Source organism: Pandoraea pulmonicola (genome assembly GCF_000815105.2).
Lineage (GTDB): Bacteria > Pseudomonadota > Gammaproteobacteria > Burkholderiales > Burkholderiaceae > Pandoraea > Pandoraea pulmonicola.
In genome coordinates, this window is sequence record NZ_CP010310.2 from 3,638,363 (window position 1) to 3,663,801 (window position 25,439).

Consider the following 25,439-nt stretch of genomic DNA (forward strand, 5'->3'; position numbering starts at 1 on the left):
TTTGCGCCGTGGCGCCGCAAGGCGAAAATGGCGCCGCGAACGATGAGTTCGCGGCGCCATTTTTACATCGGCCTCCGATCGAGGCTCAATGACTTTGCCCCACCGCCATCGGCACCTGCATCCGCTTACGCTCCGCTTCGCTCAAACTGCTCCACAGTTTCGGATCGACGCTGCCGCCCATGCCGAGAATCTGGACCGGGCTCGACGTGTCGTAGCGATAGCGCGAGCCGTAGCGGGCAGCCTCTTCGGCGGAGGCCGACGGTTTGCCTTCGACCGCGCCGTGACCGTTGTCCGCCGACGTGCCGAGCATCCGGATCGTGAAGATGGACGACTGCCCTGCCCGCTGATTCGCCCGGTCGCGGGACACCGCGTCCTGTGCAGCCGCCGCGGCCTGCGCCGCGGTAGCGCTCGCATTCGTCAACGCCCCCACGTTCACCGCCGCGATGGTCGGAATGCCCACCGCCTTGCCCTGCACCTGAATGTTGTCGGCGTTCACCACGCGCAATGCCGCAATGTTGACGTTGCCCGACACGCGAATCCCCGCCTCGCCGGCGTCGATCGTGCCAAGCGGTGCGATCAGGTCGATGTCGCCCGGCGGAATCTCCGCAATCGGATTGAGCGTCGCGATACCCGCACCGGTGTTCGGCGTGCTCGGCGAGAGCGACACGAGGCCCAGATCGTCATACACGCGACGCTGCGGTGTATAGACTACCGTCGACTTCGAACCCCGCCCCGCGTTGATGTCGCCCTGCGCCGACCACGCCAGCACATTGCCGCCGAATGTCGTAAAGATGCGGCTCTGCCCCAACAGGATGCTGTCATGCGAGTACAGATCGACGTTGCCACGCCCCTGCGTCAGCACCCCGGAACCCTCGCCAGGCACAAACCCGCCGTCCACCCCCACGAGCGTTCGACCTCCCGGCGTGAGAATGCTGATACCGCCGCCGAAGTCGGTGTGAATACCCGCGTCCTGAACTTCGTAGTGAGGCACGTCACGCGGCGGACTGCCGCGCGCAATCCATTGCTCCTTCGTCAGATACTTCACGCCCGGCTGCGGGCGCGCCGTCGCCACGCGATCGATGTTCTCGAGGAAGTACATCGCGCTGCTATACATCGTGACGCTGCCATCGTACGAACGAGCCGCACCGGTCTCATCGTGCGTCGGGAACAACGTGGCAATGGCCTCACGTCCGCGCAGATAGCTGCCGGCACGCGGCCCGCCGGCATCGTTGTACTCACGCCCTGACGCACGCAATTCGGCGAAGTACACGTCGCGCAGGTACACACGCTGTTGCTCCGACGGCAGCGCGTCGAAGAACTTGCGTGCATCCGTCGTCGCTGCATCGAAATGCAATCCGGCACTGTTGCGGCCGCCGTAGCGCGTCGTCAGCCAGTTCACGAGATACAGCTGGCTCTGCTGCGCGTACTCGTTGCGCAAGTCGCGCTTCGCCGCCCCGCCCACCCCACCCGAGCTGCCGACCGCCAGGTTCGCGGCATTGAGTTCCGCCTGCTTGCTCGCAAGGAACGCATCCGCGCCCGCGGCGTCACCGGTGTAGCCGAACTCCTGCTTCAGCCAGCCCGGGAGCGTGAGCTCACCGCCATAGACGACCACGGCCTTGCCCGGCTGGTCGGCGAACGGCCGCCCGGCGTCGGCCAGATTGGCGGCGTCGAGATAACGAGCCGCGAACGCCTTGAAGTCGACGCCATCGAGCCCCTTCGTACCAACGCCCGCCGCCACCGCGATCGCGGCGCCGTTGCTCCGGTCGCCGGGCTTGACGTTGACGACCGCGCCGAGACTGCGCAACTCCGCCCTGTCGCCCATGAACACGTCGCGGCCTGCCGCCACCTCGAGGGCGCCCGGCCCCACGACGTAGAACGTGCTGTATCGAACGTCGCGCCCCGCCGAGACCACGGAAACGTCGTCGACGTTGTTGTGAACGATCAGGTTGCCCTGCGACACCACGCCAGTCCATCGTTGCGGCCTGCCCGGTTTATTGACCGGATCGAACGGATCCGGCAACAGACTCCACCCGGCGAAGTCCTCGTTGGACGCGAGATAGGTGCCGAGCGGCGTCCCGGCTCCCACGATATCGCGTCCGGCGCGAATCGCCACGGCGCCATTGCCCTCGTACCACGTCGGCACCCGTCCGGTCTGGGGCGCCAGCGATGCGCGGTAGTTGATCGCGCCGGTTTGCAATCCGACGATGTCCCCCGTCGTCGCATAGAAACGCGCCGGCGACACATGACCGAAGTCGTAGCCCGAAACGGTCGCGGGCGTCAGACTGAACATCGGAAAGACGTTCGCCCCCGAAGGACCGTAGTAGTAGAAGAGATCCGGTGAAAGTGCATCCCTGCGCACATTCGTCAGGTAAGAACGATTCCCCGGAATATTCACCGTGCCCCCCGCAAACGCGGGAGACTGCGGAGTTGGCAATGCGGTCGGATCCGCCGCCGAGCGGCTCATCTGGAAACCGGCGCCCAATATCGACTGCCCGGCCAGCATCTCGAGTGCGCCACCATCGCCCGCCACCTTGAGCAGCGAGTTGACCGGCTCGGGCGCGAGCAACATCGGCGTATCGGCAATTCCCAGCGCGCCGTCGGTCCTGAAGATGCTGGTGGACGACGCGCCGTTGAGGATGTTGCCGGCCGCCGCCGACACGCGCAGCGTGGCAGGCAGCACGAAGCGACCGTCCGTCTGCGAGTAGTTCGCGCCCAATCGCGAGGCATTGGTGATGGCCGTGAGCGGCGCCACGTTGCCGCCTGCGCTGATGAGATCGATTGCCGTCGACGGCGTCCACAGCGTGAACCAGCTGAACCCCTCGCCACTGTAGTCCACGCCGCCGACCGAGAACGGTGTACCGTTGGTGCGCAGCTTCGTGCGTGTGGCGTCGCCGTACCCGCCAATGACCAGATCGCCGCGTGTTTCGACGCGCGCGGTCGAATCGCCGAGCACGAGCGTCGGACCACCCGTTGCCTCGCCGGGCCCGATCCCGAACGGGCTGGTGGCACGCGATTCGCGCAGATCCGCCCCTCCGACGCCACCGTCCACGCCACCCAGCGCACCTGCCGCGATTCGCGTCGCACCGCGCAGGTTCGTGAAGGCGCCATAGAGCGAAAGACTCGCGTTGCGCCACGACGTCGATTCGTCGATGACGTTGTTGGTCGGCGCCAGGCCACGCACCTCACGCACGGGATTGAGTCCGCCGCCAATCCGGATGTCAAGATCACCGCCACCGGTCAGTACGATTTGCGATCCATCCGCCGACACGCGTCCGGTGCTGGCCACCGCGACGTTGATGCCCTGGCTGCGAGCGAAGACCTTGGTCGCCTCGGAATTGCCCAGCCCCATGCGGGACTCGAGCATCCCGGCATTGCCGCCGGCCTCGACCACGACGTTGCCGCCCCCGAGCGTCCCCAACCCGGTGAAGCCGACCAGATAGGGCAGGGTCGAGAAGGCGTTGTAGCCTTCCGTCGGGCCCGCAGTGTACGAACCGAAGTTGATCCACCAGGCGCCCGGCACGCCCCCGTCCGCGATCGCCGAGCCGGACCCCTGACGCCAAAGCCAGTTGCCCACGTTCGACATGTCGGCGGCATCGCGCGGTGCGCCAAAGCTCGTCGGACGCCGGTGGCCCGTGCCTTCCGCGACAATGTCGCCACGGATTTCGCCACCGGCGCGCACGAACAGGTTGCCGCCATGCTCCGGATACCAGGCGGAATAGAGACTGCTTGCACCGCCGTCGACATACTTTTCGAACGTTCCACCGTCCGGGCCGAGCACGCTGGCGCCCTTCACCTTGCCGCGAGCAAGGTTGTAGGCGCCCGTCACGTCGCGCGATTGCGTACCCGCCGTGTAAACACCGAACGGCGAATTCATCGTGAAGTTACCCGCCGCGAGCACGTCGAGATCGCCGGTGCCGGTGCGCAGCACGCTGAATAGGGTTTCACGCACCGGCAACACGTTGATCGCGTACTTCGGTGGCTCGCCCGGTGACACGATACGGAATACGTCGAAACCATCGTTGTACTGATCGATGTCCGAATCGACGAGTAGATACCAATCCTGGATTTCCTGTGGCGTCAGTATCTCTCCCGGAATACCGCCGTACATCTCCGCATCGTTCCCCCATTGAATCACGCCCAACGAACCGGTACCCGGAATCCTGAAGCGTTCCTCGCCCATCCCGTAGTGCGTATCCGAGAGCACCAGATGACCATGGGTCCCATCCGGACGCAGTGCGCGCGGGTCGGCCGCCGCCGTGTCCGCACCAGCGACGAGCCGCAGCGACCACGACGCCGATCCCGGGGCCAGCATCGGCGCGAGCGCCAGCACGCTGCCCTGCACACCGTCGGCATCCGCCGGGCGCAGGTTGATCATCTTCGCGGCGCCCGGCAACTTCACATCCGTCTCGGCCGGAATGATCGCGCCTTTGCGCAACGCAACGTTGCTCGCAAGCACCAGGCTCACCGGCATGACCGCGCCTGCAGGCCACGTCATCGCGGCAACCCGCGCGGAGGACGGGAGGATGACGCCCACATCGAGCTGTGTCCCGCTGCGCAGCGTGACGGCCGACGGCAACACCGCGCCCGCGGCATGGACGACGTTGCCCGAAGCGTCGCGCACCGCGCCGCCAAGCACGGTGCCGGCCGGCAACGTGAGGTCGCCCGCAAGTGACACGCGCGCCGGCAGACGCAGCCCGGCCGGCAGCGTCGTCGCCTGCACCGGCACGTCGTAATTGAGGTTGCGTTCCGCCGGGAACGCCGTGCCGCTCGCCAGTGTGACGAGTCCACCGACCGGCACGACGGCGTCGCCGCCCCAACCGGCCACGCCGCTCGTGAGCACCCACCCCTTGTTGTCGGAGCCCGGCGTGAGTCTGGTGGTGTCGAATCCGTCGCTCAGGCTACCGAACACATTCAGGTTGCCGCCGGCGCGAATCGTCAACGCACCGGCTTCCCCGCTGCCGTACACGCCGGTCTTCTGCGTATGCGGATTGAGACTCGCATAGCGATAGCGCGACATGTCGATATCGCCGTCGAGGTGGATGTCGCCGTCCGGCGTCCTGCTGACGATCTCGACGCCCGGCCGCAGGTGGAACGCATCCGCATGGCGACGCAGGCCGGCGAGTCGCGCAAGCAGCGCGCCGTTCGCGAGCGCATTCGTCATGAACGTCTCGTTCTGCGTATGCAGCGTATCGAGATAGGCTTGATTGACGACCTGATACGGCCGTCCATCGACTGCCGCATCCGTACCCATCGGGGCATTCGGATCGCGGTGCATGCCATTGACGTTGATGGCGCGAGCCCCCTGGATCACGACATTCCCACCCGCGTCGATGGCAATGTCGTTGCCCATCGCACCGCCAAGGCGCTTCGCGCTGATCTCCACCGTGCCGACGTTGAGCGGCACGCCGCTTGTGTCGTTCGTGCCGCCACGCACATCCAGACGCGCCCCGTCGGCCAGCACCACGCGCCCCTCGTTGCCGTTGATCTCGATGACGGCACGGTTCGCTGCTTCGATGATCTGCCCGTAGCTGTCCCGGCGCGCCACCTTACCGTGCGCATCGAGCACGGCGTTGCCGCCCACGAGTACGCCATCGCGCGCCGACAGCCGAATGGAACCCGTCTGGTCGCCGCTGGCATCCACGCGACCCTGCACGTCCAGACGTCCGCCATCCACCGACAGCGCGATCTCGCGCGCCTTGAGCTCGTCGCCGACAACGAGGTCGCCCTGTTTGATCTGGAAGCTGCGACTGCCGAAGACGCCACCCTCGGTCAAGCGGGCGTTGAGGCCGGCGAAATCGTCGACGCGTTGCGCACGCAAGTCGAAACCGCCTGCCGCGAACGGCACGAGCGTGCCGCCCGCATCGTACTTGCCGCTGGCGCTGCCAAGCAGCTTGCCCAGCAGCGTGACGTTGCCGCCCGAGGCGCCCAGCGCTGCCACGGAGAACTTGCCTGCACGATTCTCCACCGCCGACAGGTCGATACGCGACCCTCCCGCCTGACGCACATTGCCGTTGGCGCTCGAGAGGATGACGTCGCCGCCCCAGCTGTACTTGCTCACGTCGAAGAACACGAGCTTGCGGCCGGCCAGATCCAGTTGCGCGTTCTCGCCGAGCGCAACATTGCCCTGCGCCGCCACGCTCAGTCGTCCGCTCGGCAGCACGACGCTGGTATCGACGCTTGCGGCGCCGCCAGCCTTCAGGCTGACATCAGCGCCGAGCGCGCCCGTGAGATCGGCATTGCTCAACACCGGCTTCGCATGCGCGCCGGCGTTGTTCACGACGAGGTTGCCGCCCGCCGCATAGCGGCTCACGGAGCCGGCCGCGCCCGTGAGCAACGGCGTGTCGATGACGATATCGCCGCCGCTGTAGTCGTAATCCTGCTTCTGCGCGTTCCAACCGTCCTGCGATCGATAGACGGACAGACTGCCCTTGCGGTTGGCGCTCACGCGCTCGCTGGCGTTGAACTTCACGGTGGAGAAGCCCAGCGCCAGACGATTCATGTCATGACTGCCATCCGGTTGCGTGCCCGGCCCGTAGCCGAACACGATCTCCTTCGCGTCGACGACAAACTGCCCGCTGCCAGTGCCCGCCCCGCCTGCCGCGACGCTCCCCGCCATGTATTTCGAGCCCGTCCACACGAGGCGATCGGTACGGATGCGCGCCAGCGCGTCGCTCGCGCCGTAGCCGAAGATCGCGGGCGAGCCGAGGACGAGCGTATCGATGCTCGACTTGCCGGTCGCCGCGTCGATGGTCGACAGTTCGACCGAATCGAAGAAGTTGATCGAATCGCGCGCGATGAGCGACAGACTCTCGAGCGCGGGCGCGCCGTAGGTCGTGTCGCCACGCATCAGACGACTGAGCACCGACTGGTTGAGCGTCAGCCCGTCGGCGAGACGCCCCGCGGCCGCCAGGGCGTCGAGCGACGCCTGGTTGCCGGCGTTCACCCGGCCAACGGCAAGCGACAACTGGCGCGTACCGTAGCGCACGGCGTCGGTGATCGTGAATCGCTTGTCGGTGGCGATCGCGATGCTGCCGTCGGAGAGCAGCAGCGTCTCGCCCGAGCACGCGGCGCCCGGCGCGCATACGCCGAGTTCAATGGCGCCGGCCCCCTCCAACGCCCCACCCGCCGTCGGCGCCAGCATGGCCATCCGTCCATTGGAGACGGCGAGCACACTCTTCATACCGGGCACGAAGACATAGCCGAGGGAGGAGTCCCACATCGGCATGCCGTAGCCGAGCGTATTGATGCCGCTGCCTTGTTCAATCCGAATACCGCCCGTGGGCGACGACGTCGAGATGAACACTTCGCTTGCCTTGAGCATCGCGCCACCGCGCAACACCACATTGGCGAGCGAACCCCGGAATCCGGCCTGGAGGCCGCCGATCAGGGAGCCCTTCGCGTCGACGCTGACCTCCGGCAAACCGCCAATCCCCATGCGATCGGCGCCGATGGCATTCAGATCGGCCGCGTTGAGCGACACGAGACTTGTGTCGCCCACGGTCGGCATGGCAAGCGGCCCGAGGATTTCCAGTCGGTTGCCGCCTGCCGCGATCGACAGGCTGCTGCCATATCCGCCCTTTGCCGCGGCCCCCGCCAATCGGCCCTCGAAGCGCAATGCCGGCACATCGCCGTCCTTGCCGACCTTGCCGACATCTTTGTCCGACAGGAATTTCAAATCGAGGCGCTTGGCGTCCGCTTCGATAAGCGAGCGCGGCACGCCGTCACGCGACGCCCTCGCGCGAGCGAAGTCCGCGTAGCTCAATTCGTTGTATTGCGAGTACGTGCGCAGCACGTCGGCCGAGGTGAGCACGGCCTGCGTGGGCGCCGCGTTGCGAATACCCGTGTTGCTCACGCTCAGCGTGACCGGTGTCGTCAGCGAGCCGTTGCGCATCGCGACCGGGCCGAGTGCGGCGTCGACGCTCGCCTGCGTCTGCAACTCGACACGATAGGCGCCCGGCAGCAACGCGAACGTCGACGGCAGCAATGTATAAGTGCCCCGCGGCAGGCCGGGAACGCCCGCGCCGATGGTGATCTGCTGACCGAGGAGCGGCGTGCCGGCCCCCACCTCCCCGAGCACCGGCGCGTAGGCTGGCTGCGCTCCCGGAATGATGGCGTAGACAGGGTTGGTCGACAGGCTTGGCAAGCGGAAACTCGCCTTGCCGCCTGCTTGCACGACTTGCATGAGCGGCGACATGCGCGCATCGATGGAACCGCCTCGTCCGGCCAGGAAGGCTGCACCACGAATCTCGCCGCCGCCAGACAGATCGATGAGAGCGCCCTTGTCCACGCCAACCGAATGGGCGTTGACGATCACCGACGGCCCGCCGCCCGCCCACGAGGTCGTCACGTCGTTGCCCGCGTACATGTAGCTCAGGCCGTCAAGCGATCCGCCGTAGGGCATCACCAGCCCATTGGCACTGACCGAAGTCACGCTGCCCGGCAGTAGATGGAGCACGCCGACGGACTCGGCGTCCATGAAGCCGCCGATCGTGATCGTCCCCATCGGCGCGCGCACCACGCCGCCCTGGCGAATCGTGGGCGCCGCGAGCATGAGGCTGCCGAACAGGGAGTACGGCTGCATGGGCAGCGCGTCGCCCGTGCGCTCGATGGTAAGTACGCGGTTCGGATCGAGCCGGGTGTAGCCACTCGGCGAGATGTACTGCCCCACCACGAATTTGCCGCTCGCCGCCGCGCCCGGATAGATCTGCGCCGCCGCCAGCGTGAGGTCGCCGGGCACGTAGAGTTCCTGTCGACCGAGCAGACGCATGTCGCCCGTGCTGCGAAGCGCGACATCGCCGAACGCCGCACGCTCCACCTTGACCGGTGTGCCGCTGTTCGTCTCGATGGTGCCCGCGGTGCCGAACTGCAGAATGCCCGTCAGATCGATGAGCGATGCGTCGACCTCGAATCGGGTGTCCGGCGCCCGCACGGCAACGCCGAGGACGCCCGCCCCCTGCCCCGGGTTCTTCGAACCGTTCACCGGGTTGGGGAGGATGAAGTTGTCGTCCTGGCCACCACCGGCCGAGGCCAGCTGTACATAAGGGGCGGACAGCCTGACCCGCGTCGTTGCCGGCGCTCCCTTCGCCAGGCCCAACGAACTCGCGGCCACGCGCAGGCTCTGGCCCATCGACAGGGTCACGTCCCCCTCGAAGTCGAGCATGCCGTTGGCCGTCAGCGAGAGATTGTCGAAGCCTCCGGCCTTGATCCGGTCCACGCCGATACGCGCGCGCCCCAGCACGAGCCCGCCGCTGCCGGCCTCGCCCAATCGTCCCGGCGCCAACGCGCCCGACAGTTCGCTCGGCCCCTGCGTCTGTGCCAGGATCATCTCGCGCGCCACACGCACCGCATCGTCGACGTTGGCCCCCTTGAGCGAAGTACGGTCGACGCGACCGTAGATCGGCGTATCCAGCGCCACGTTCAGCACGCCGCCCGCCGCCCCCGCGCCGCCCGCTGCCGCCCTCATGTCGCCGTCGAGATATAGGCCCCGCCCCGAGGCGAAGGAAATCACACCACCGTTGCTCGCGATATGCGTACGCCCCTGCCCCGGCACATCGATATCGGCCGCCGTGCCCGAGGCATCGAGCGTCGCTCCCGGACGCACCACCACGAAGGCATCGGCGCCGACCATCTTCGTGGCGCCCGGCACATACTTGGCGCCGATCTCGATCGTGCCGCCGCCCGCAACCTTGCCCGTGAGCGCGCCGGACGCCGACTGCGCCACGAACGGGCGCGCCGCCACATCGAACACGGCGTGCTCGCCGATCCACATGGACGTCGGCGTGAGCCGACCTTCCGGCAGATTCGCGGCATCGGTCAGGAACTCGCCCGCGAGCACGCTGATCGTGCCCGACGCGGCGCGCAGCCCGCCGAGAAGCGTCATTTGACGATTGCCGGCCAGCGTGATGCTGCGGCCGGCGTCCACGGAGATCTGTGTCCCACTTCCAAGGCTCAGATCTCCCCGCCGGTAGGGGGAGCCCGCCGACAGCGCAATATCGGCGCCGCCGCGCTGCGACACGGTGCCCCTCACCGGATCGCCTTGCCACTCGGGCGGCAACCAGACGGTCAGCACGCGCGCCGGATCCGTACCGCTCACCGCATCGCGTGCAGCTTGCAGGTCCACATTGAGCACCGGCATCGTGACGTCGAGTCGTGTGTTATCGGCCACCACGGCGCCCAACTGCCCCTTCACGTCGTAACGCGAGAAGCCCGTGGAGAAGAGGCCGGCACCCAGCGACGTCGGCGATGCGACGCGCACGGCGTCGCCCAACGACAGTCCCGCCGGTATCGTCGCGCCCTTGGCAAGGCGAACGTCGACCGACAACGGTTGCCCTGCCTTGGCAACGATGTCGTACGCCGCAATCGCGAGACCGTTGGGGAACGCGTCGACGGGCACGACGTAACCGCCGGCAATCATCCCTTCGGAACGGACAATCTTGCTTCCGGTCGGCACGGTCGCCCCCGTGTCGAACGGGTTGCCGGCCTGGTCATAGACCCGGTAGTTCGTGCCGTTCGCCCCCGCGGGCACCGTCCACGGCGCCGACAGTTCGCCCGGCGCCGAGGTGCTGAAAAGCGGTTGCGTCCTGATGACCTCGCCGGCACGCGCCGTCGTCACGGTCTGAACGAAGTCGGCCGACATGAGGGTGCCGGCCTTGATCACGTAATCCTGCAGCAATGTGAGCGCCACCGGCGAGGTTGCGCCCGCGGCAAGCCAACCGTCCTGAGAGAGTCCCGGCGCGCCGATGATCACGCCGTTGCCCGTGTCGAGCTTGAGCGTACCGCCGCCGTTCACGCCGTAGGCGCGCAGGTCGCCGTCGACGTGCAACGCGCCCACGCCTTTGCCGCTCGTGTTGTACTGGTTCGCGAGCAGCGACACGCTGCCGCCCTTGCCGCCGCGCACCGTGCCGTTGGAGAGCAGGGCCGCGCCCGACGAGGCGTCGATCGCGCTGCCTTTCGACAGGACCACATCGCCCGTGCTCGATAGCACGACCGTGCCCCCGTCGACATACGGCAGGCCGCGAATGCCTGCCTCACCATCGTCGGCGCGGCGCCACAATCCTCGCACGTCGAGCGTCGCACCGTTGGTCAGGTTCACGGACTGCTCGCCCGCGCCCCGTGCGATATCGAGCACCGGCAGATCCTGCCAGGCGTTGTCGCCCTGGTTCGTATTCACGCGACGCAGCATATTGCCGGCGGCAATCGAACCGCCGCGCGCCGTCACGTTCGCGCCGATGCTCACGCGAGTGGCATGCAAACCGACATCGCCGCCGTCCGCCACCCGCAGATCGCCCGTGACGTTCACGTCCTGGGTGGCCAGCAGCTTCACGCCGCCGAAATGTTGCCGGTTGAGCCAGCCGGCGTCCACGGTGATCTTGCCGGCGCGCGCCGCATCCAGAGGCGTGCCCAGCGCGATGGCGGCGGCCAGCGCCTGTACGTTGCCGATGTCGATCGAGCGCACCACGGCGTTCGGGCTGTCGCGCAACGAGAGCGTGGCGTCGTCGTAGTAAGGCGTAAGCGTGCCGACGATCAACTGCCCCGCACGTGCGGCGGCCAGTTGCGATTGCAGGTAGCCGTCGTACAGGCCCCTGTCGGCGGCCTGGATCTGACGCGGGCCCTGATAGACCGTCGTGTCCACGTCGCCTTCGAGGACGGCCGACTGCCCCGAGACGATCAAACGCCCGGCGTCGCGCCCCACGGTGTAGCCATTCTCCAGTCGCTGTCCCGGCGCGATGAACGGCGTGGCAAAGGCCTCGGTCGTGTTCTTGCCCCAACGCGCGTGCGTCGCTTCGAAGCCGCGATACACGCCACGGTAGCGCAGATCGCCCGGCGCGTTATCGGCGCGATAGAGCTGCCCGTCATCGGCGCGCAGCCAGCTTTGCCTGATCATGCCGGTCCGCACGTCGAGCGTGCCGCCCGCCAGATTGACGAGCGAACCCGCGCGGGTGACCACCTCGCCACCGCCAAGCTGGACCGTGCCGCCCTGCGCCGCCCATTCGCCAATGCCGTGCTGCGCGGTGTTGAGATAGCCGCTCACTTCGAGCAGCCCGCCGGCGGTGTACCAGCGATCGGTCGAGTAGCCCTGGGTGCCCGCCGGCACGCGCACCAGATAGCGGCGATCGACAAAGAGCGTCTGATTGTTGAGCAGGGCCGAATCGCGGTTGATCGGTGCGTCGCGCTGCTCGTTGCCCTGCACGCTGATCTCGAGGTTGTTCGACGCCATCGACACCTGCACGCCGACGGCGCCCGACACGTCGAGCTTCGCGCGCTCCATCGCCACCATGCGACGCGTGGCTGCCACGTTGATCTGCCCGCCCGTGGCGAGCGTGAGCGTGTCGCTGTCGAACAGCACGTCGCCCGATGAGACGACCTGCACGAGCGATTGATCGCGGCGATTGTAAAGCCCAGACTCGGCGACCTTGGCCGTGTCGGCCAGCAGCGCCGAGCGCTGCACATCGAGCGCCGTGCCGCCCGACGTATCGAGCACGATGGCGTTGACCGCGCCCGGCGCGACGCGCACCAGCGCGTTCGGATCGCCGCCGGCTGTCAGGTGGATCGTGCCTCGCGTATTGACCGACGTGCTCGACACCAGCACGCCGCTTTGCTCGACATTGCGACCGTTCAGCGTGATGTCGCCGAGCTCGGCCTGGATCAGGCCGCCGTTGCTCACGCGGCCCGCCGTCGATCCGACAAGCAGCTTCGCCTCGACTTCGTTGCCGCGCGTGCTCGAGTTCGGATTGCCGTCGGTGCCCATGCCGCGGCGAATGACGAACGAATCGCCGCCGGCGATCACCGTCTGGCCCGACGGCGTGACGATGATGCCGTGGTTGTGCGCTTCGCGCCCGAGCAGCAGCACGTAGCCGCCGCCTTCGGTGACCGACTGCGGGCGGCGCGTGTTGATGCGCGCGCCCGCGTCCACGACCACGTTGCCCGTCGCGCCCGTATGGGTGAAGCCCGAGCCGGTGACGTTCAGATCGTTGGCGAACGTCGGCACCGTGCCGCCGGCCAGCGCCGCGCCGTAGATGCCGCGATTGAACTGATCGTTCGTCATGCCGACGGCGGCGGCCACGAGGTTGCGCGTATCGACCTGCGCGGTGCCGGTGAACTGGATGCCGTTGCGGTTGACGATCATGACCGTGCCGTCGGCCTTGATCTGCCCCTGGATCTGGCTCGGGCGCGCCTGCGGATCGTTCACACGGTTGAGCACGGCCCAACCGGCCTGCTGTGCGAACTCCACCGTCGTGCGTCGGCCGACGTTGAACGTCTCCCAGTTCAGGATGGCCTTCTCGCCGGTCTGCTCGATCTTGACGTGGGTATTGCCGGCCGCGTCGCGACGCTGCGCGATGTCCTGCTTCGCATTGATCCAGCCCGCGGTGAGGCTGTTGGTGTCGACCTTCAGGCCGCCTTGCGCGAGACCATCGGGAATCGTCTCGGGAGATGCGGCGGCGGCCTGGCGCGCCGCCGTCTGCGCGGCCTGCATCGCCGCAATGCCTTGCGCGGCCGTGGCGAGATTCGCGATGGAATTCTGCAGCGCCTGCGCGGCGCGCTGCTGTTGCTCGCCGGGATTCTGCAGCGACGCGACGGGCATGCCGTTGGGCAGACGCCCCGTTTGCGCCGCCGTGGATTGCGCGGCGCCGCGTGCGGCAAACCAGGCGTTGCTGAACGCCTGCTGCGCGTGGGCCTGGCTCCAGAAGCCCCCGGTGGCGAGCACCAGCGCCACTGCGCGAGTCATTGGCGAGATGCGCATGCGCGGCACGCCCCGCGCCGAGTGTCGTGACTGAACCATCCTGCCCGTGTGTCCGCGTGTAACCATCTGGAGCTCTCGCCTCATTCTGTGCCGAAGCCGCGGTCCGGCATCCCCCGTGCGGTGAATCGGCATGTTTCCGTAGATTCGTACGTACTACGACGCATGTTGCCGGCGTCGTGGAACGTCGTGACGAGCTAAGACGAACCCGGCGAAAGGAGTCCGCAAAATATTTTTGCAGACGATCGTGGCAAAACGTTGGCGAAGTCGGCGAACGGCCCCGTCGCGCCCTCGCACGGGGGCGGACGTTGTGAAACGCGTCAGGTGAGAATGAGCAGACCGCCCGGCAGTGCGCGAGCCTGTAGATCGAAGCTGTACTGCAGTTGCGCGATGGCGCGATCGAGCGACGCGATGTAGAAGCTGCCGCTCACGGGCTGATTCCGCACGCGGTCGTTCATCAGCACGATGCGGCCTGGACGATAGCGATTGATCTCGTCGAGCACGACGGACAGACGCGTCTGGCGGAACACCAGCTCGCCGTTGCGCCAGGCCGAGACGTTCGCGGCATCGACCATCGTCACGCCCGCCAGTCGATGACGCTCGTACACCGTCTGCTGACCACCGCGCAACAGGCGCCGGCCCATCGGATGGTCGACGCGCACCGTGCCGGCAACGCACGTCACGCAGACCCGTCCGTCGAGATTGCGCACTTCGAAGCGGCCGGACGTGGATGAGCTCGTGCCGCCGGCGGCCGCGACAACGAATGCCGCGCCGCCGCGCCCGGCGTTCGCCGGCAGGTCGACGGCGGCCTCGCCGCTGAGGAGTTCGATGCCGGACGCCTCGGCGGCATTGGCCGCATGATCAGTCCGAATGCGGGTCTGGGTGTTGAGCGTGACGTCGACGCGTCCGGCAAGCGTGATCGCGCGTTGCTCGCCGGTGGCCGTGCTGTAATCCGCCCCCCATTCGCCGGGAGACGGCCAGAGTCCGGCCGGCGGATGAACGATGGCGGCCACCGCCAGCGTCGCGCCGCCTGCGACCATCGTTCCGAGGAACGCGCGGCGGCTCGCCACGCGCACACGCGGCGGAGCTCGCCGCGGGAGCGTCCGGCCGAGCGCGGCCGCGGCCGGGGTGTAGCTGTCCCATTGCGCGCGCGCCGCGTTGAACGCCGCCTTGTGCGCCGGGCTGCTGTCGAGCCAATGCTTGAACCGCTCGGCGTCCCATTGCCTGACGGTATCCGACTTGAGCAGACGCAACCACACCCAGGCTTGCCGATGCAGCTCGTCGGGGGTGTTCTCGCGCTCGTCAGGAATGGAAGTCATGTCTGTCTAGTTATTCGATAGCGCCAGCCCGGCCCCACGCGGCGGCAGCGTTGCGCGCCGCGCGCATCGCCGATCTGCGGCCGTCGACGCCGCGCCCGGAGCGGGAATTGCCGAGGCCGCCGGTTAACAGACGGATGGCGGCGACGAAATCCGCAAAGTTTTCGCAGCTCCGATGCTTACGGCACATTACGCGTCGCGCTCCATCTTGCGCGCCAGATAGTCGTGCGCGTGCTTGAGCTCGTACTCGACGGTGCGCTTCGAGCATCCCAGCCGCTGCGCGACTTCGGCCTGGACGAGATTCTCGAAATGCACGAGCACGAAGATTTCCCGCCGGCGCTCGGGCATGCGCTCGAGCCACTGCATCAGCGTCTCCATCTCGATGCGCGCCTGCGCGGTCTGCGCCGGTCCCGGCGCCGGATCGGCCATTTCGATGAGCGCGTCGATTTCGTCGAGTGGCAACGCCCGGCTGTTGCGGCGCAAGGCGTCCACCGCGATGTTCAACGCCATGCGGACCAGATAGCTGCCCGGGCTGCGCACCGCTGACGGCAATACGTGGCGTCGGCCGTCGGCGTCGGCTCCGCGCGCCGTCCCCGCGGCGCTGTCCGTGTCATGGTCGCCATCGGTTGCCTCCCCTTCGTCCTGTTTGTCCACCGGCGCCGATTCGGCATTCACTCTCAGCCACGCGTCGTGCAGCGCGTCGCTCGCCAGGTCGCTGCTCCCAAGCAGATGCGTCACGCGGCGCTTGAGCGCACCGTAATGGCGAACCAGGTACTCGGAGAGCGCCGGTTGAGAGTCTTGCGCCATACCTAGCGGTCCCGACGGCCGGCAGCGCACGGCGCCGGTGAGTCGATGCCCGCGCCCTGGCCCTGGCGCGCATTCGGCGCGATCAGCAGCGTGAGAGGTTGGCGCAGGTCGGCCGGCGGCGCGAAGTCCAGCGTGAGCTGCCGCAGGCCCGTGACGATGGCGCGGTCGCGGTGTGCGTCGCCCGTGCCGCTCATGAGTTCGACGCTCTCGAGCGCCCCGCCGGGTCCCACGCGAAAGCGGAGCAGTGCCCGATAGCCGCCGGGTGCGGTGTCCTCTCTCGCGCACAGCGCGGCCATCACGCTCGCCTGAACGAACGCCGGATAGCCGGCCAGATTGCCCAGGCCGCCGCGTCCGCCGGTACCCGACGCGCCACCGTCCGCCGTGCGCAGCACAAACGCCGGGCCGGTGTCGCTCTCGATGCGCTGCGCCACGAGACCGGTGTTCTCCAGCATCCGGGCAAGCGCGACCGGCGCGGCGAAACGTCCGTGCACGGCGGACGATTCGAGCCCGACGACGAGTTCGCTGCGATACAACGTGGGCAGACGAGTGACGCGCGCGAATTCGCGCAGCGAGTCGGATAGGGGCTGGGCGGGGATGTCGAAGGACAGGAAGGCGTCGTCGCTGCGAAGCGCGGGCTGCGCGAGGGCGAGTGTGCCGCCGCAAAACACGAAGCCGGCGAGCGCGAACGCGCGCAGCGGCGCGGAGCTGCCTGTCATGTCGTCGAGAGTGGCGTTGGCTGGAGGGCGAAACCTGAGCGCTCGCGCGTCCCCCTCAGCGGAAAACGGAACGCGAGTCGGCTTGAAAGTTACCCGGCCTGCGTGACAGACACATGACAGTCGGCGGTGCGCCGCCCGATTGCGCGCACCGCCGGTCGATACGCGTTACGAGATGCGATCCAACGCCTTGGTGAATCGGGCCACCGTGCCGTCGACGTCGTGCAGTTTGTCCAGACCGAACAAACCGATGCGAAAGGTCTTGAAGTCGTCGGGCTCGTCGCACCGGAGCGGTACGCCGGCCGCGATCTGCAGGCCCTCGTCGGCGAACTTCCTGCCCGAGCGGATGCCGTCGTCGTCGGTATAGCTCACGACCACGCCCGGCGCCTCGAAACCTTCGGCGGCCACGCTGCGGAAACCGCGGGCGCCCAGCAGCGCGCGAATGCGTTTGCCGAGTTCGAGCTGCTCCGCGCGCACCTTTTCCAGACCGTACGCCTCGGTCTCCTCGATGACGTCGCGCAGCACCGCGAGGCTGTCCGTGGGCATCGTGGCGTGGTAAGCGAAGCCACCCTTCTCGTACGCCGCCATGATCTGCAGCCATTGGCGCAGATCGCAGGCGAAGCTGGTGCTCGTGGTCGTCTCGATTCGCTCGCGGGCCAGTGCGCTCAGCATGACCAGCGCGCAGCACGGCGACGCGCTCCACCCCTTTTGCGGTGCGCTGATCAGCACATCGATGCCGCAGGCCTGCATATCGACCCAGACCGTTCCCGAAGCGATGCAGTCCAGCACGAACATGCCGCCGACGGCATGCACGGCGTCGGCCACCGCACGCAGGTAGGCGTCGGGCAGCATCATGCCGGAGGCGGTTTCGACGTGCGGGGCGAACACCAGATCCGGCTTGTGCTCCCGGATCGCCGCCACCACCTCGTCGATCGGTGCCGGTGCATAAGCGGCCTGCCGCCCCTGTTCGACGGGACGTGCCTTCAGAACGATCGATTCGGACGGAATGCCCCCCATGTCGAAAATCTGCGACCAGCGGAAACTGAACCAGCCGTTGCGAATGACGAGGCACTTCTTGCCGGTCGCGAACTGACGGGCCACGGCTTCCATGCCGAAGGTGCCACTGCCTGGCACGACGACGGCCGAGGTGGCGTTGTAGACCTTTTTCAGGCCCGCGGAAATGTCGCGCATCACGCCCTGGAAGCGCTGCGACATATGGTTGAGCGAGCGGTCGGTGTAGACGACCGAATATTCGAGGAGCCCCTCGCGGTCGACATCGGGGAGTAGTCCTGGCACGTGCGTCTCCGACAAATGAGGTGAAAAGTAGCCGAAGACCGATTCTAACGAATTCCACTCGCGCCGGACGGAACGGCAATCCCGGGATGGGGATAGCGCCGGTGAGCGAGGTGGGAGAAGAAGCGTGGGGAGAGGAACGTGCCCTTTGTGAATCGAAAGCGACGGCTCGCGTGCGAGCCGTCGGCATCGTCGCAAACGGATCAATACAGAGATCTCAACGCCTTGGCACCTGACATGAGGATCGAAACGTCCGAGCCGACGGCGACGAATGTGGCGCCACGTGCGAGGTAATTCCGCGCCAGTTCGAGATCGCCTGTCAGAATGCCAGCAGCCTTGCCCGACTTGACGATCGTATCGATTGCCCCGCCGATGGCCCCTTGCACCTCGGGATGCGCAGCGTTGCCGAGATGACCCAGTGATGCGGCGAGATCGGCCGGTCCGATGAAGACACCGTCAACGCCATCGACCGAGCAAATGGCGGTCAGTGCATCGAGCCCCGCCCGGCTTTCCACTTGCAACAGTGTGCACATCTGATCATTGGCGCGATGCAGGTAATCGGGTACTTGCTGCCAGCGCGAAGCGCGCGCCAGCGTCGCCCCGACGCCGCGATGCCCCCGCGGCGGGTAGCGCATGGCCGAAACGACTCTGCGCGCCTGTTCCTCGCTTTCGATCATCGGGATCAGCAGCGTCTGCACCCCGATGTCCGTCCATCGTTTGATTTCCACGTCGCTATCGCACGACGCCCGCACGACGGCGTGTGACGTGCTGCCTTCCAGCGCCTGCAACTGGGCGAGCGTCGTCTCGATCGAGTTCGGCGCGTGTTCATTATCGATCACCAGCCAATCAAAACCGATGCTGCCGAACATCTCCGCGGTATAGGGGCTGGCCAACCCCAACCATAGCCCGATCTGTGGCACACGGCGCGCCAGTGTGTGTTTGAATGCGTTTTCCAACGTCATACCTCGCAAATCGTAGTCAGTCATCGCGGCATCAGACGAATCGGCACGACACACTGCCCAGCGGCCCGAAATCCGCGTGGAACGTGTCGCCGGGGGTTGCGTGGACCGGACGGGTAAACGAGCCCGCCAGTATGATCTGTCCGGGCTGCAATGCGGTCTCAAAAGCCGCCAGCCTGCGTGCCAGCCAAGCCACACCGTTGGCCGGATGATTCAGTACACCGGCGGCCAACCCAGTTTCCTCGATGACACCATTTCGTTGCAGGAAAGCGCCCACCCAGCGCAGGTCGACGTCTGCTGGGCGCACCGGACGACCACCGAGAATGACACCGGCGTTGGCCGCATTGTCCGCGATGGTATCGAACACCTTGCGCGGCAGGCCGGTTTGCGCATCAAGCGGCTCCGAACGCGCATCGATGATTTCGAGCGCAGGCACGACGTAGCGGGTCGCGTCGAGCACATCCCAGAGCGTTACGTCGGGGCCGGTCAGCGTGCGACCGAGCACGAACGCCAGTTCCACTTCGACGCGCGGCACGATCAACCGAGCGCAGTCGATTTCGCCGCCGTCCTCCCAAAGCATGTTGTCGAGCAGCACGCCGAAGTCCGGCTCGTCGATCCTGGATGCCATCTGCATGGCGCGCGACGTCAGGCCGATCTTATGGCCGATGATCTTGCGCCCGCGCGCAAGCTTCGCGTCGATCCAGGCACGCTGGATGGCGTAGGCCTCGGCAATCGTGATCTCCGGGCGGACAAGCGATATCTGCTTGATCTGCTTGCGCGATTGTTCCGCCGCATCGAGCTGTTGCGCGAAGATCTGAATATCGTTGTCGCCTAGCATCGGGACAAGTCCTCGTGATGTGTTCGGTTGCCTGTCGCATGGACAGCCGGGAGCGGACCGTCGAGATATGCCTGCGCAAGCCCGTCCCGTTTCATGTCCTGCCACTGCGCCAGCGAAGGTGTCGCCATTTGGAATGCCCGCGTGACTTCGCAGTACCAGCCAGGGCTATGCAGGCGGCCGATCAGGTGCATCGGCAGCGGGTCGATGAACATGCGCTGGACATCGGTCACAGCCTCATCAATCAGATGCATGCCGACAATGTCGCCGATCACCAGCGTGCGTCGTCCATCGATGTCGACCAGCTCGCGCACGCGGCACTCCATGGACGCGGGGCTATCCTTGATGCGCGGCACATCGACGAGCCGTGACGGCTCCATGACGAGTTCAGCCTCGACGGATTCGTCCACGGCGGCTGCGAAGTCGATGGACGTCACCGCCATGCGCCGGGCCTGCGCGGACGACACCAGATTCACGACGAACTCGCCATGTGAGGCGATGTTCAGGGCGGTGTCCTTTAGCACGCTGCGTCGAGAATCGACGCAGAAGCACAGGATGGGCGGATCACCGGACATCACGTTGAAGAACGAAAACGGCGCAACGTTGAGCTCGCCCGCGGCGCTACGAGAGCTCACCCAGGCGATGGGGCGAGGCAGGACGGCGGAATGCAGAAGATTGCTGCGTTGTTCGCCGCTGAGTGAATGCATATCGAAATACATGGGCAAAGGTGTCCGTAAGGGGGTGAGCGGTTACTCGTTGCCCAAGCGCGATGCATCCTGCGCTGGGACATCGACACCGGCCCGGCGAGCGTTGGACTGATGCAGTTCCACCAGATTTCCCGCCGGATCGCGCATGAACAGCTGTTTCAGGCTGGGCGATGCCACGTTATCCAGCGTGAAATACTCGATGCCGCGCTCGATGAGCACTTGCTCGGCGGCCAGCACGTCCTCCACCGCCAACGCGATGTGGTTCGACACCGGGTCCTGATCGGGCCCTTTCGCGTAACGAGACAGACCCTCGCTGCCAAGTATGTGCAATTGCGTGCCGTTGGGCAGGTTGATCCACGAACCATAAATGCCAGGAATCTTCCAGCGTGCCGGGTCCTGAGGCAGGCTCAGGATGTCCCGGTAGAAGTCGAGCATGGCATCGGCCTTGGCGTGGTTGACGCCGAATCCGACGTGATGAAGTTCGAGAACCTTGATGGGCATAACAGACTCCGTGAGATGTTCATGGGCGGTCCATCGGACCGCCCATGGGTCGAATGGCAGGGTTGCCGCTGCTCACAATTATAGTACGTTAGCCAAATTATACGTAAACGTATTATTTGAGCATCGTATAATCCACCGCAAGAATCCCGACGCGACGGAAGTGATTGACGCCATGAGCGCACGAAAGAGCACGGCAAAAGCCGAAGCCCCTCACCGCAAGCCCCCGCACGAAGCCCATGCGCCTGGAAATGACGCCACCAGCGCGGTTCGCCCTCATCTGGCGTTGATGGCGCAGACAGCGGAGCCGCACACCCATAGAGGAGCTGCCGGACTGGGTCTGCTGTTGTTGTGGCTTGCGGACGACGTCGAACATCGCGCAAACGCTGCGCTGGCAGAGTTCGGCTTATCGGAGAACAAGTTCGACGTGCTGATGATTTTTGGATTGGCTGAGCGCGGCCTGATCGACAGCAAGGTCGTGACGCCTTCCTACATCGCGGACTACTTCGGCGTGACTCGTTCGACCGTCACGGGGTTGCTGGATTGGCTGGAGAAGCGGGCACTATTGACTCGCACGCTCAATCATGACGATCGACGCAGTATCTCGCTCACGCTCACGGACGAGGGGCGCAATGTGCTTGCACGGTCCTTGCCGAAATTCTGGTCGATGTGTGCGGCGTTGGTCGATGGCCTGAAACAGGAAGATCGCGACGCGCTTGAGCGAATCCTCGGTGCGATCTGGCTGAATCTGAAGCAACGATAGGCGAGGCCGAATCCGCCCGGCCCTGCATTGCGGGCGCTTGCGAAAGCGCGGCACACCTCGCATGCCGCCGCCACTGGCGCACAGGTCGGAGGGCGTCGAACGCACGCCCTCGATAGCCACGCCGCATCGCGCGCGGTGACTCGAAGATGGGCGTCAATCGTAGGCGCGCGCGTCCTCCACGAGCTTTCCATCGGACGGCAGCGTCCCGGCGGCGACGAAGTCGACTTCGCCGCGCAGTCTCGTCACGTCGCGCAGCGTCTCCCGCACGCGGGCGGCCAGGCCTTCGGGCGGCGCGCCGCTCGTCTCGCAAAGCAGGCGCATCCGGTCGTCGCCCACGCGCCCTTCCACACGCAGACGCACGCGCACGAGCTCGGGATAGCGCTTGCCGATCTCGCCGATCTGCCCAGGATGCACGAACATGCCGCGCACCTTGACGGTCTGATCCGCCCGTCCGAGCCAGCCCTTGAGACGCACGTTCGTGCGCCCGCAGGGGCTGATGCCCGGCTGCACCGCCGACAGGTCGCCCGTTGCAAACCGGATCAGCGGATAGTCGGGATTGAAGTTCGTCACCACCACCTCGCCGATTTCACCGTCCGGCACGGGCTTCGTGCCGCCCGGCTCGACCAGTTCCACCAGCACGTTCTCGTCGACGATCAGCCCAGCCTGAGCGTCGCTCTCGAACGCGATCAGGCCGAGGTCCGCCGTGCCATACAGTTGACGCGCCGTGATCCCGCGCCCGTTGAACCACTCGCGCAACGACGGCGGCAGCGCTTCGCCGGACAGCGTCGCACGCCGGATGCTGCTGATATCCGCCCCGGCCGCTTCGCCCTTTTCGATGAGGATCTTGAGGAACGACGGCGTACCGGCATAGGCCACCGGCTTGAGATGCCGGATGGCCTCGAGCTGCAACTCGGTCTGCCCGACACCGGCGGGAAACACGCAGCAACCGAGCCTGGCCGCACCGGTCTCGATCATCATCCCGGCCGGCGTGAAGTGATACGAGTATGTGTTGTAGACGAGATCGCCCGGGCGCAGGCCGGCGGCGTACATCGCGCGTGCGAAGCGCCACCAGTCGCTGCCGCGCCCGTCCGGTTCGTAGATCGGCCCCGGAGACTGATACACGTGGGCAAGCCCGCCGACGGGCGTGGCGTTCAGACCGCCCAGCGGCGGATACCGCAACTGGTATGCCGACAGATCGGACTTGCGCGTGACGGGCAGCGTCGCGAGCGCATCGCGCGAGCGGATCTCGTTCGCGTCGACCGCGTCCAGCGCCTGCGCGAAATACGCCGCATGAGTGCGGGCGTGCGACACCTGCGCCGGCAGCGCCGCCAGCAGCGCCTGCTCGCGAGCCTCCGGCGCACGGATTTCAAGCGTGTCGAAGTAGTCGTTCATAGTGACGGGAATTCGTTGAAGATTGACGGTCGGCCAGTCGCGCATTCACGCGCCCACGCGTTCGCTCATGCGATCCAGCGCTTGCGCCGGCGGTAGCTCTTGACGTTGCGAAAACTCCCCGTGCTGCTGGCGCCGTCCTTGGCGATCCCCAGGTAGAACTCCTTCACGTCCTCGTTGTCTCTGAGGGATGCCGCGTCGCCGTCCATCACCACACGCCCGTTCTCGAGGATGTAGCCATAGTCCGCGTAGCGCAGCGCCGCCATCGTGTTCTGCTCGGCAAGCAGAAAGCTCACGTTCTCCCGCTGATTCAGATCGCGCACGATCGTGAAGATCTCCTCGACGATCTGCGGCGCCAGTCCCATCGACGGCTCGTCGAGCAGAATCATCGACGGCTGCGCCATCATCGCGCGCCCGATCGCGCACATCTGCTGCTCGCCGCCCGACGTGTAGCCGGCCTGCGACTTGCGGCGCGTCTTCAGGCGCGGGAAATAGGCGTAGATCCGCTCCAGCGCATGCTGCTGCGCGCTGCGCGAGGCATGCTGCACATAGGCGCCCGTGAGCAGGTTCTCCTCGATCGTCAGATGCCCGAAGCAGTGGCGCCCCTCCATTACCTGAATCACGCCACGCTTGACCAGGCCGTTGGGCGAGAGCTTCTCGACGCGCTCGCCGCGATAGTCGATGGTGCCCTTCGTCACTTCTCCACGCTCGGCATGCAGCAGATTCGAGATGGCCTTGAGCGTCGTGCTCTTGCCCGCGCCATTCGCGCCGAGCAGCGCCACGATCTTGCCCTGCGGCACTTCCAGCGACACGCCCTTGAGCACCAGAATGACGTGGTCGTAAATCACTTCGATGTTGTTGACGCGCAAACTCGCTTCCATGCTGCGTGACTCCGAAAGTCGCTCAAACCGGCGCCGCACCCCGGCCGTCGGGCTGGCTCCCCGCCCACCTCACACAGCCCGCCCGCACAGCGCGCGCAGGCGAGGTGGGCGGGAGCCTCCATCACATCTTGTAGCAGGCGGGCGTGATGCCCTTCTCCTTCGCGTACTGCTTGGCGGAGGCCTCGAACAGCGGGTGGATCAGCCGGCGATTGCCCTCGATCCAGTCCGAGACGAGCACCCACTTCGTGCCATCCCATTGCTGGATGCGAACCTTGCCCGAGCCTTCGTGATCGGTGCAGCTCGTCTTGATGTCGGGCAGCAGGCCGGTGGCGCCCAGCGCCTTGAGGCGGGCCGCGTCGATGTTCAGGTTCTCCAGCGCCCAGCGGACCTGCACCGGCGTCATCACCTTGCCCTTGCCGAACTTGTTCTGCGCGGTGTTGAGCGCCTCGACCGTCGCCACGGCCGCCGACACGCCGCGGTTGTAGAGCACCGAACCGACCTTCGACGGGTCCTGCATGTTGCCCTTGCCCGCGCCGTAGACCACCTTTTCGATGTCGGCGATCAGAGGCACCTGCTTGCCCGCAACATTCCACGTGGCGCTCATGTAGCCCTTGGCGGCCGGACCGGCCGGGACCGTGTCCTCCTCGGAACCGGCCCACCAGCTGCCGACGATCTTCTCGCGCGGATAGCCGACCTTCTGGGCGGCCTTGAGCGCGGTCTGGTTCATCACGCCCCAGCCCCAGAACACCACGTAGTCGGGGTTCTCCTGCCGAATCCGCAACCACTGCGCGCCCTGCTCGTTGCCCGGATGCGCGACCGGGATTTCAATCAGGTTGAACTTGTTGATCTTCGACTCGGCCTGCATGGCCACGATCGGTTCCTTGCCGTATGCCGAGTCGTGATACAGGAAAACGATCTTCTTGCCGGCCAGCGAACCGCCGTTCTTGTCGGCGAGGAACTTGACGATGGCCGACGCCTGCATCTGGTACGTGGTCACCAGCGGAAACGCCCACGGGAACACGGTGCCGTCCACCGCGTCGGTGCGCCCGTACCCCATCATGACAAGCGGCACCTGATCGGTCGCGGTCTTGTCGATGAGCGCATAGGAAATGCCCGTGGCCATCACGTGATAGGCGGTGCCCTTGGTGACCGGGTTCTTGCCCTTCAGGCGCTCGTAGCACTCCACGCCCTTGGCGTTGTTGTACTCCGTCTCGCACTCCTCCCAACTCAGCTTGACGCCGTTCACGCCGCCATTCTTGAGGTTGACGTATTGCAGATAGTCGATGAAGCCGCCATAGAACGACTGTCCGTTCGCACCATACGGGCCGACGCGATAATCGGCCAGCGCGATGAACTGATCGTTCGACTGCGCGAACGATGTGCTCGTGCTCCCCATGCCGAGCACGAGCGCCGTACCCAACGCGACCGCCAAGTGTTTCGTGTTCATGCTGTGTCTCCGTCTGTGGTTTTATTCGTTGGCAAAGCGACAAGACATTTCGGGGCGACGCACGATGTCCCGGTGTGCGCCCCCGGCCCGAGC

13 protein-coding genes are annotated in these 25,439 nt (G+C 66.3%); 1 reads left to right on the forward strand and 12 read right to left on the reverse strand.

Annotated elements, in window-relative coordinates:
- Positions 1-85 precede the first annotated feature (85 nt).
- The 9 genes from RO07_RS15660 to RO07_RS15700 all read right to left on the reverse strand — a co-directional run bounded on the left by RO07_RS15660 (position 86) and on the right by RO07_RS15700 (position 20,869).
- Positions 86-13,726, reverse strand: a complete 13,641-nt coding sequence (locus RO07_RS15660) for a filamentous haemagglutinin family protein (protein WP_072637071.1) — start codon at positions 13,724-13,726, stop codon at positions 86-88.
- A gap of 332 nt (positions 13,727-14,058) precedes the next feature.
- Entirely contained in the window at positions 14,059-15,057 is a 999-nt protein-coding gene (locus RO07_RS15665; protein WP_052267361.1) for a FecR family protein, read from the reverse strand.
- Positions 15,058-15,243: 186 nt separating this feature from the next.
- Positions 15,244-15,861, reverse strand: coding sequence for an RNA polymerase sigma factor (locus RO07_RS15670; protein ID WP_052267362.1), 618 nt, complete (start codon positions 15,859-15,861; stop codon positions 15,244-15,246).
- 2 nt (positions 15,862-15,863) lie between these two features.
- Positions 15,864-16,577, reverse strand: a complete 714-nt coding sequence (locus RO07_RS15675; protein WP_052267363.1) for an STN domain-containing protein — start codon at positions 16,575-16,577, stop codon at positions 15,864-15,866.
- 165 nt (positions 16,578-16,742) lie between these two features.
- On the reverse strand, positions 16,743-17,870 hold the full coding sequence (locus RO07_RS15680) for an aminotransferase class V-fold PLP-dependent enzyme (protein WP_039412085.1): 1,128 nt from the start codon (positions 17,868-17,870) through the stop codon (positions 16,743-16,745).
- 200 nt (positions 17,871-18,070) lie between these two features.
- Complete coding sequence (locus RO07_RS15685) at positions 18,071-18,829, reverse strand: aldolase/citrate lyase family protein (RefSeq protein ID WP_052267364.1); 759 nt, start codon at positions 18,827-18,829, stop codon at positions 18,071-18,073.
- A 31-nt stretch (positions 18,830-18,860) separates the two neighbouring features.
- The gene (hpaH, locus tag RO07_RS15690; RefSeq protein ID WP_039412088.1) at positions 18,861-19,664 is read right to left on the reverse strand and encodes a 2-oxo-hept-4-ene-1,7-dioate hydratase; all 804 of its coding nucleotides are present in this window, start codon (positions 19,662-19,664) and stop codon (positions 18,861-18,863) included.
- Positions 19,658-20,380 (reverse strand): flavin reductase family protein, encoded by a 723-nt coding sequence (locus RO07_RS15695; protein WP_052267365.1) that lies wholly within the window; start codon positions 20,378-20,380, stop codon positions 19,658-19,660. Before RO07_RS15695 ends, hpaH begins: the two co-directional genes overlap by 7 nt.
- Positions 20,381-20,410: 30 nt before the next feature.
- Positions 20,411-20,869: a VOC family protein gene (locus RO07_RS15700; RefSeq protein WP_039412092.1), complete on the reverse strand. Its 459-nt coding sequence runs from the start codon at positions 20,867-20,869 to the stop codon at positions 20,411-20,413.
- Positions 20,870-21,041: 172 nt separating this feature from the next.
- On the opposite strand from RO07_RS15700, the gene RO07_RS15705 reads away from it, so the two are divergent.
- Positions 21,042-21,629, forward strand: a complete 588-nt coding sequence (locus RO07_RS15705) for a MarR family winged helix-turn-helix transcriptional regulator (protein WP_039415727.1) — start codon at positions 21,042-21,044, stop codon at positions 21,627-21,629.
- A gap of 153 nt (positions 21,630-21,782) precedes the next feature.
- On the opposite strand, the gene RO07_RS15710 is transcribed toward RO07_RS15705, so the two are convergent.
- The 3 genes from RO07_RS15710 to RO07_RS15720 form a co-directional block, all read right to left on the reverse strand.
- Positions 21,783-23,021, reverse strand: coding sequence for a phenylacetate--CoA ligase family protein (locus RO07_RS15710; RefSeq protein WP_039412095.1), 1,239 nt, complete (start codon positions 23,019-23,021; stop codon positions 21,783-21,785).
- Positions 23,022-23,086: 65 nt separating this feature from the next.
- Entirely contained in the window at positions 23,087-23,899 is an 813-nt protein-coding gene (locus tag RO07_RS15715) for an ABC transporter ATP-binding protein (RefSeq protein WP_039412098.1), read from the reverse strand.
- Between the two features lie 121 nt (positions 23,900-24,020).
- Positions 24,021-25,295, reverse strand: a complete 1,275-nt coding sequence (locus tag RO07_RS15720; RefSeq protein WP_237171470.1) for an ABC transporter substrate-binding protein — start codon at positions 25,293-25,295, stop codon at positions 24,021-24,023.
- Positions 25,296-25,439 lie beyond the last annotated feature (144 nt).

Coding starts and splice junctions, on each gene's coding strand:
- RO07_RS15660 (WP_072637071.1), bottom strand. CDS start 13,726: ATGACTCGCGCAGTGGCGCTGGTGCTCGCCACCGGGGGCTTCTGGAGC.
- RO07_RS15665 (WP_052267361.1), bottom strand. CDS start 15,057: ATGACTTCCATTCCTGACGAGCGCGAGAACACCCCCGACGAGCTGCAT.
- RO07_RS15670 (WP_052267362.1), bottom strand. CDS start 15,861: ATGGCGCAAGACTCTCAACCGGCGCTCTCCGAGTACCTGGTTCGCCAT.
- RO07_RS15675 (WP_052267363.1), bottom strand. CDS start 16,577: ATGACAGGCAGCTCCGCGCCGCTGCGCGCGTTCGCGCTCGCCGGCTTC.
- RO07_RS15685 (WP_052267364.1), bottom strand. CDS start 18,829: ATGACGTTGGAAAACGCATTCAAACACACACTGGCGCGCCGTGTGCCA.
- hpaH (WP_039412088.1), bottom strand. CDS start 19,664: ATGCTAGGCGACAACGATATTCAGATCTTCGCGCAACAGCTCGATGCG.
- RO07_RS15695 (WP_052267365.1), bottom strand. CDS start 20,380: ATGTATTTCGATATGCATTCACTCAGCGGCGAACAACGCAGCAATCTT.
- RO07_RS15700 (WP_039412092.1), bottom strand. CDS start 20,869: ATGCCCATCAAGGTTCTCGAACTTCATCACGTCGGATTCGGCGTCAAC.
- RO07_RS15705 (WP_039415727.1), top strand. CDS start 21,042: ATGAGCGCACGAAAGAGCACGGCAAAAGCCGAAGCCCCTCACCGCAAG.
- RO07_RS15710 (WP_039412095.1), bottom strand. CDS start 23,021: ATGAACGACTACTTCGACACGCTTGAAATCCGTGCGCCGGAGGCTCGC.
- RO07_RS15715 (WP_039412098.1), bottom strand. CDS start 23,899: ATGGAAGCGAGTTTGCGCGTCAACAACATCGAAGTGATTTACGACCAC.
- RO07_RS15720 (WP_237171470.1), bottom strand. CDS start 25,295: ATGGGGAGCACGAGCACATCGTTCGCGCAGTCGAACGATCAGTTCATC.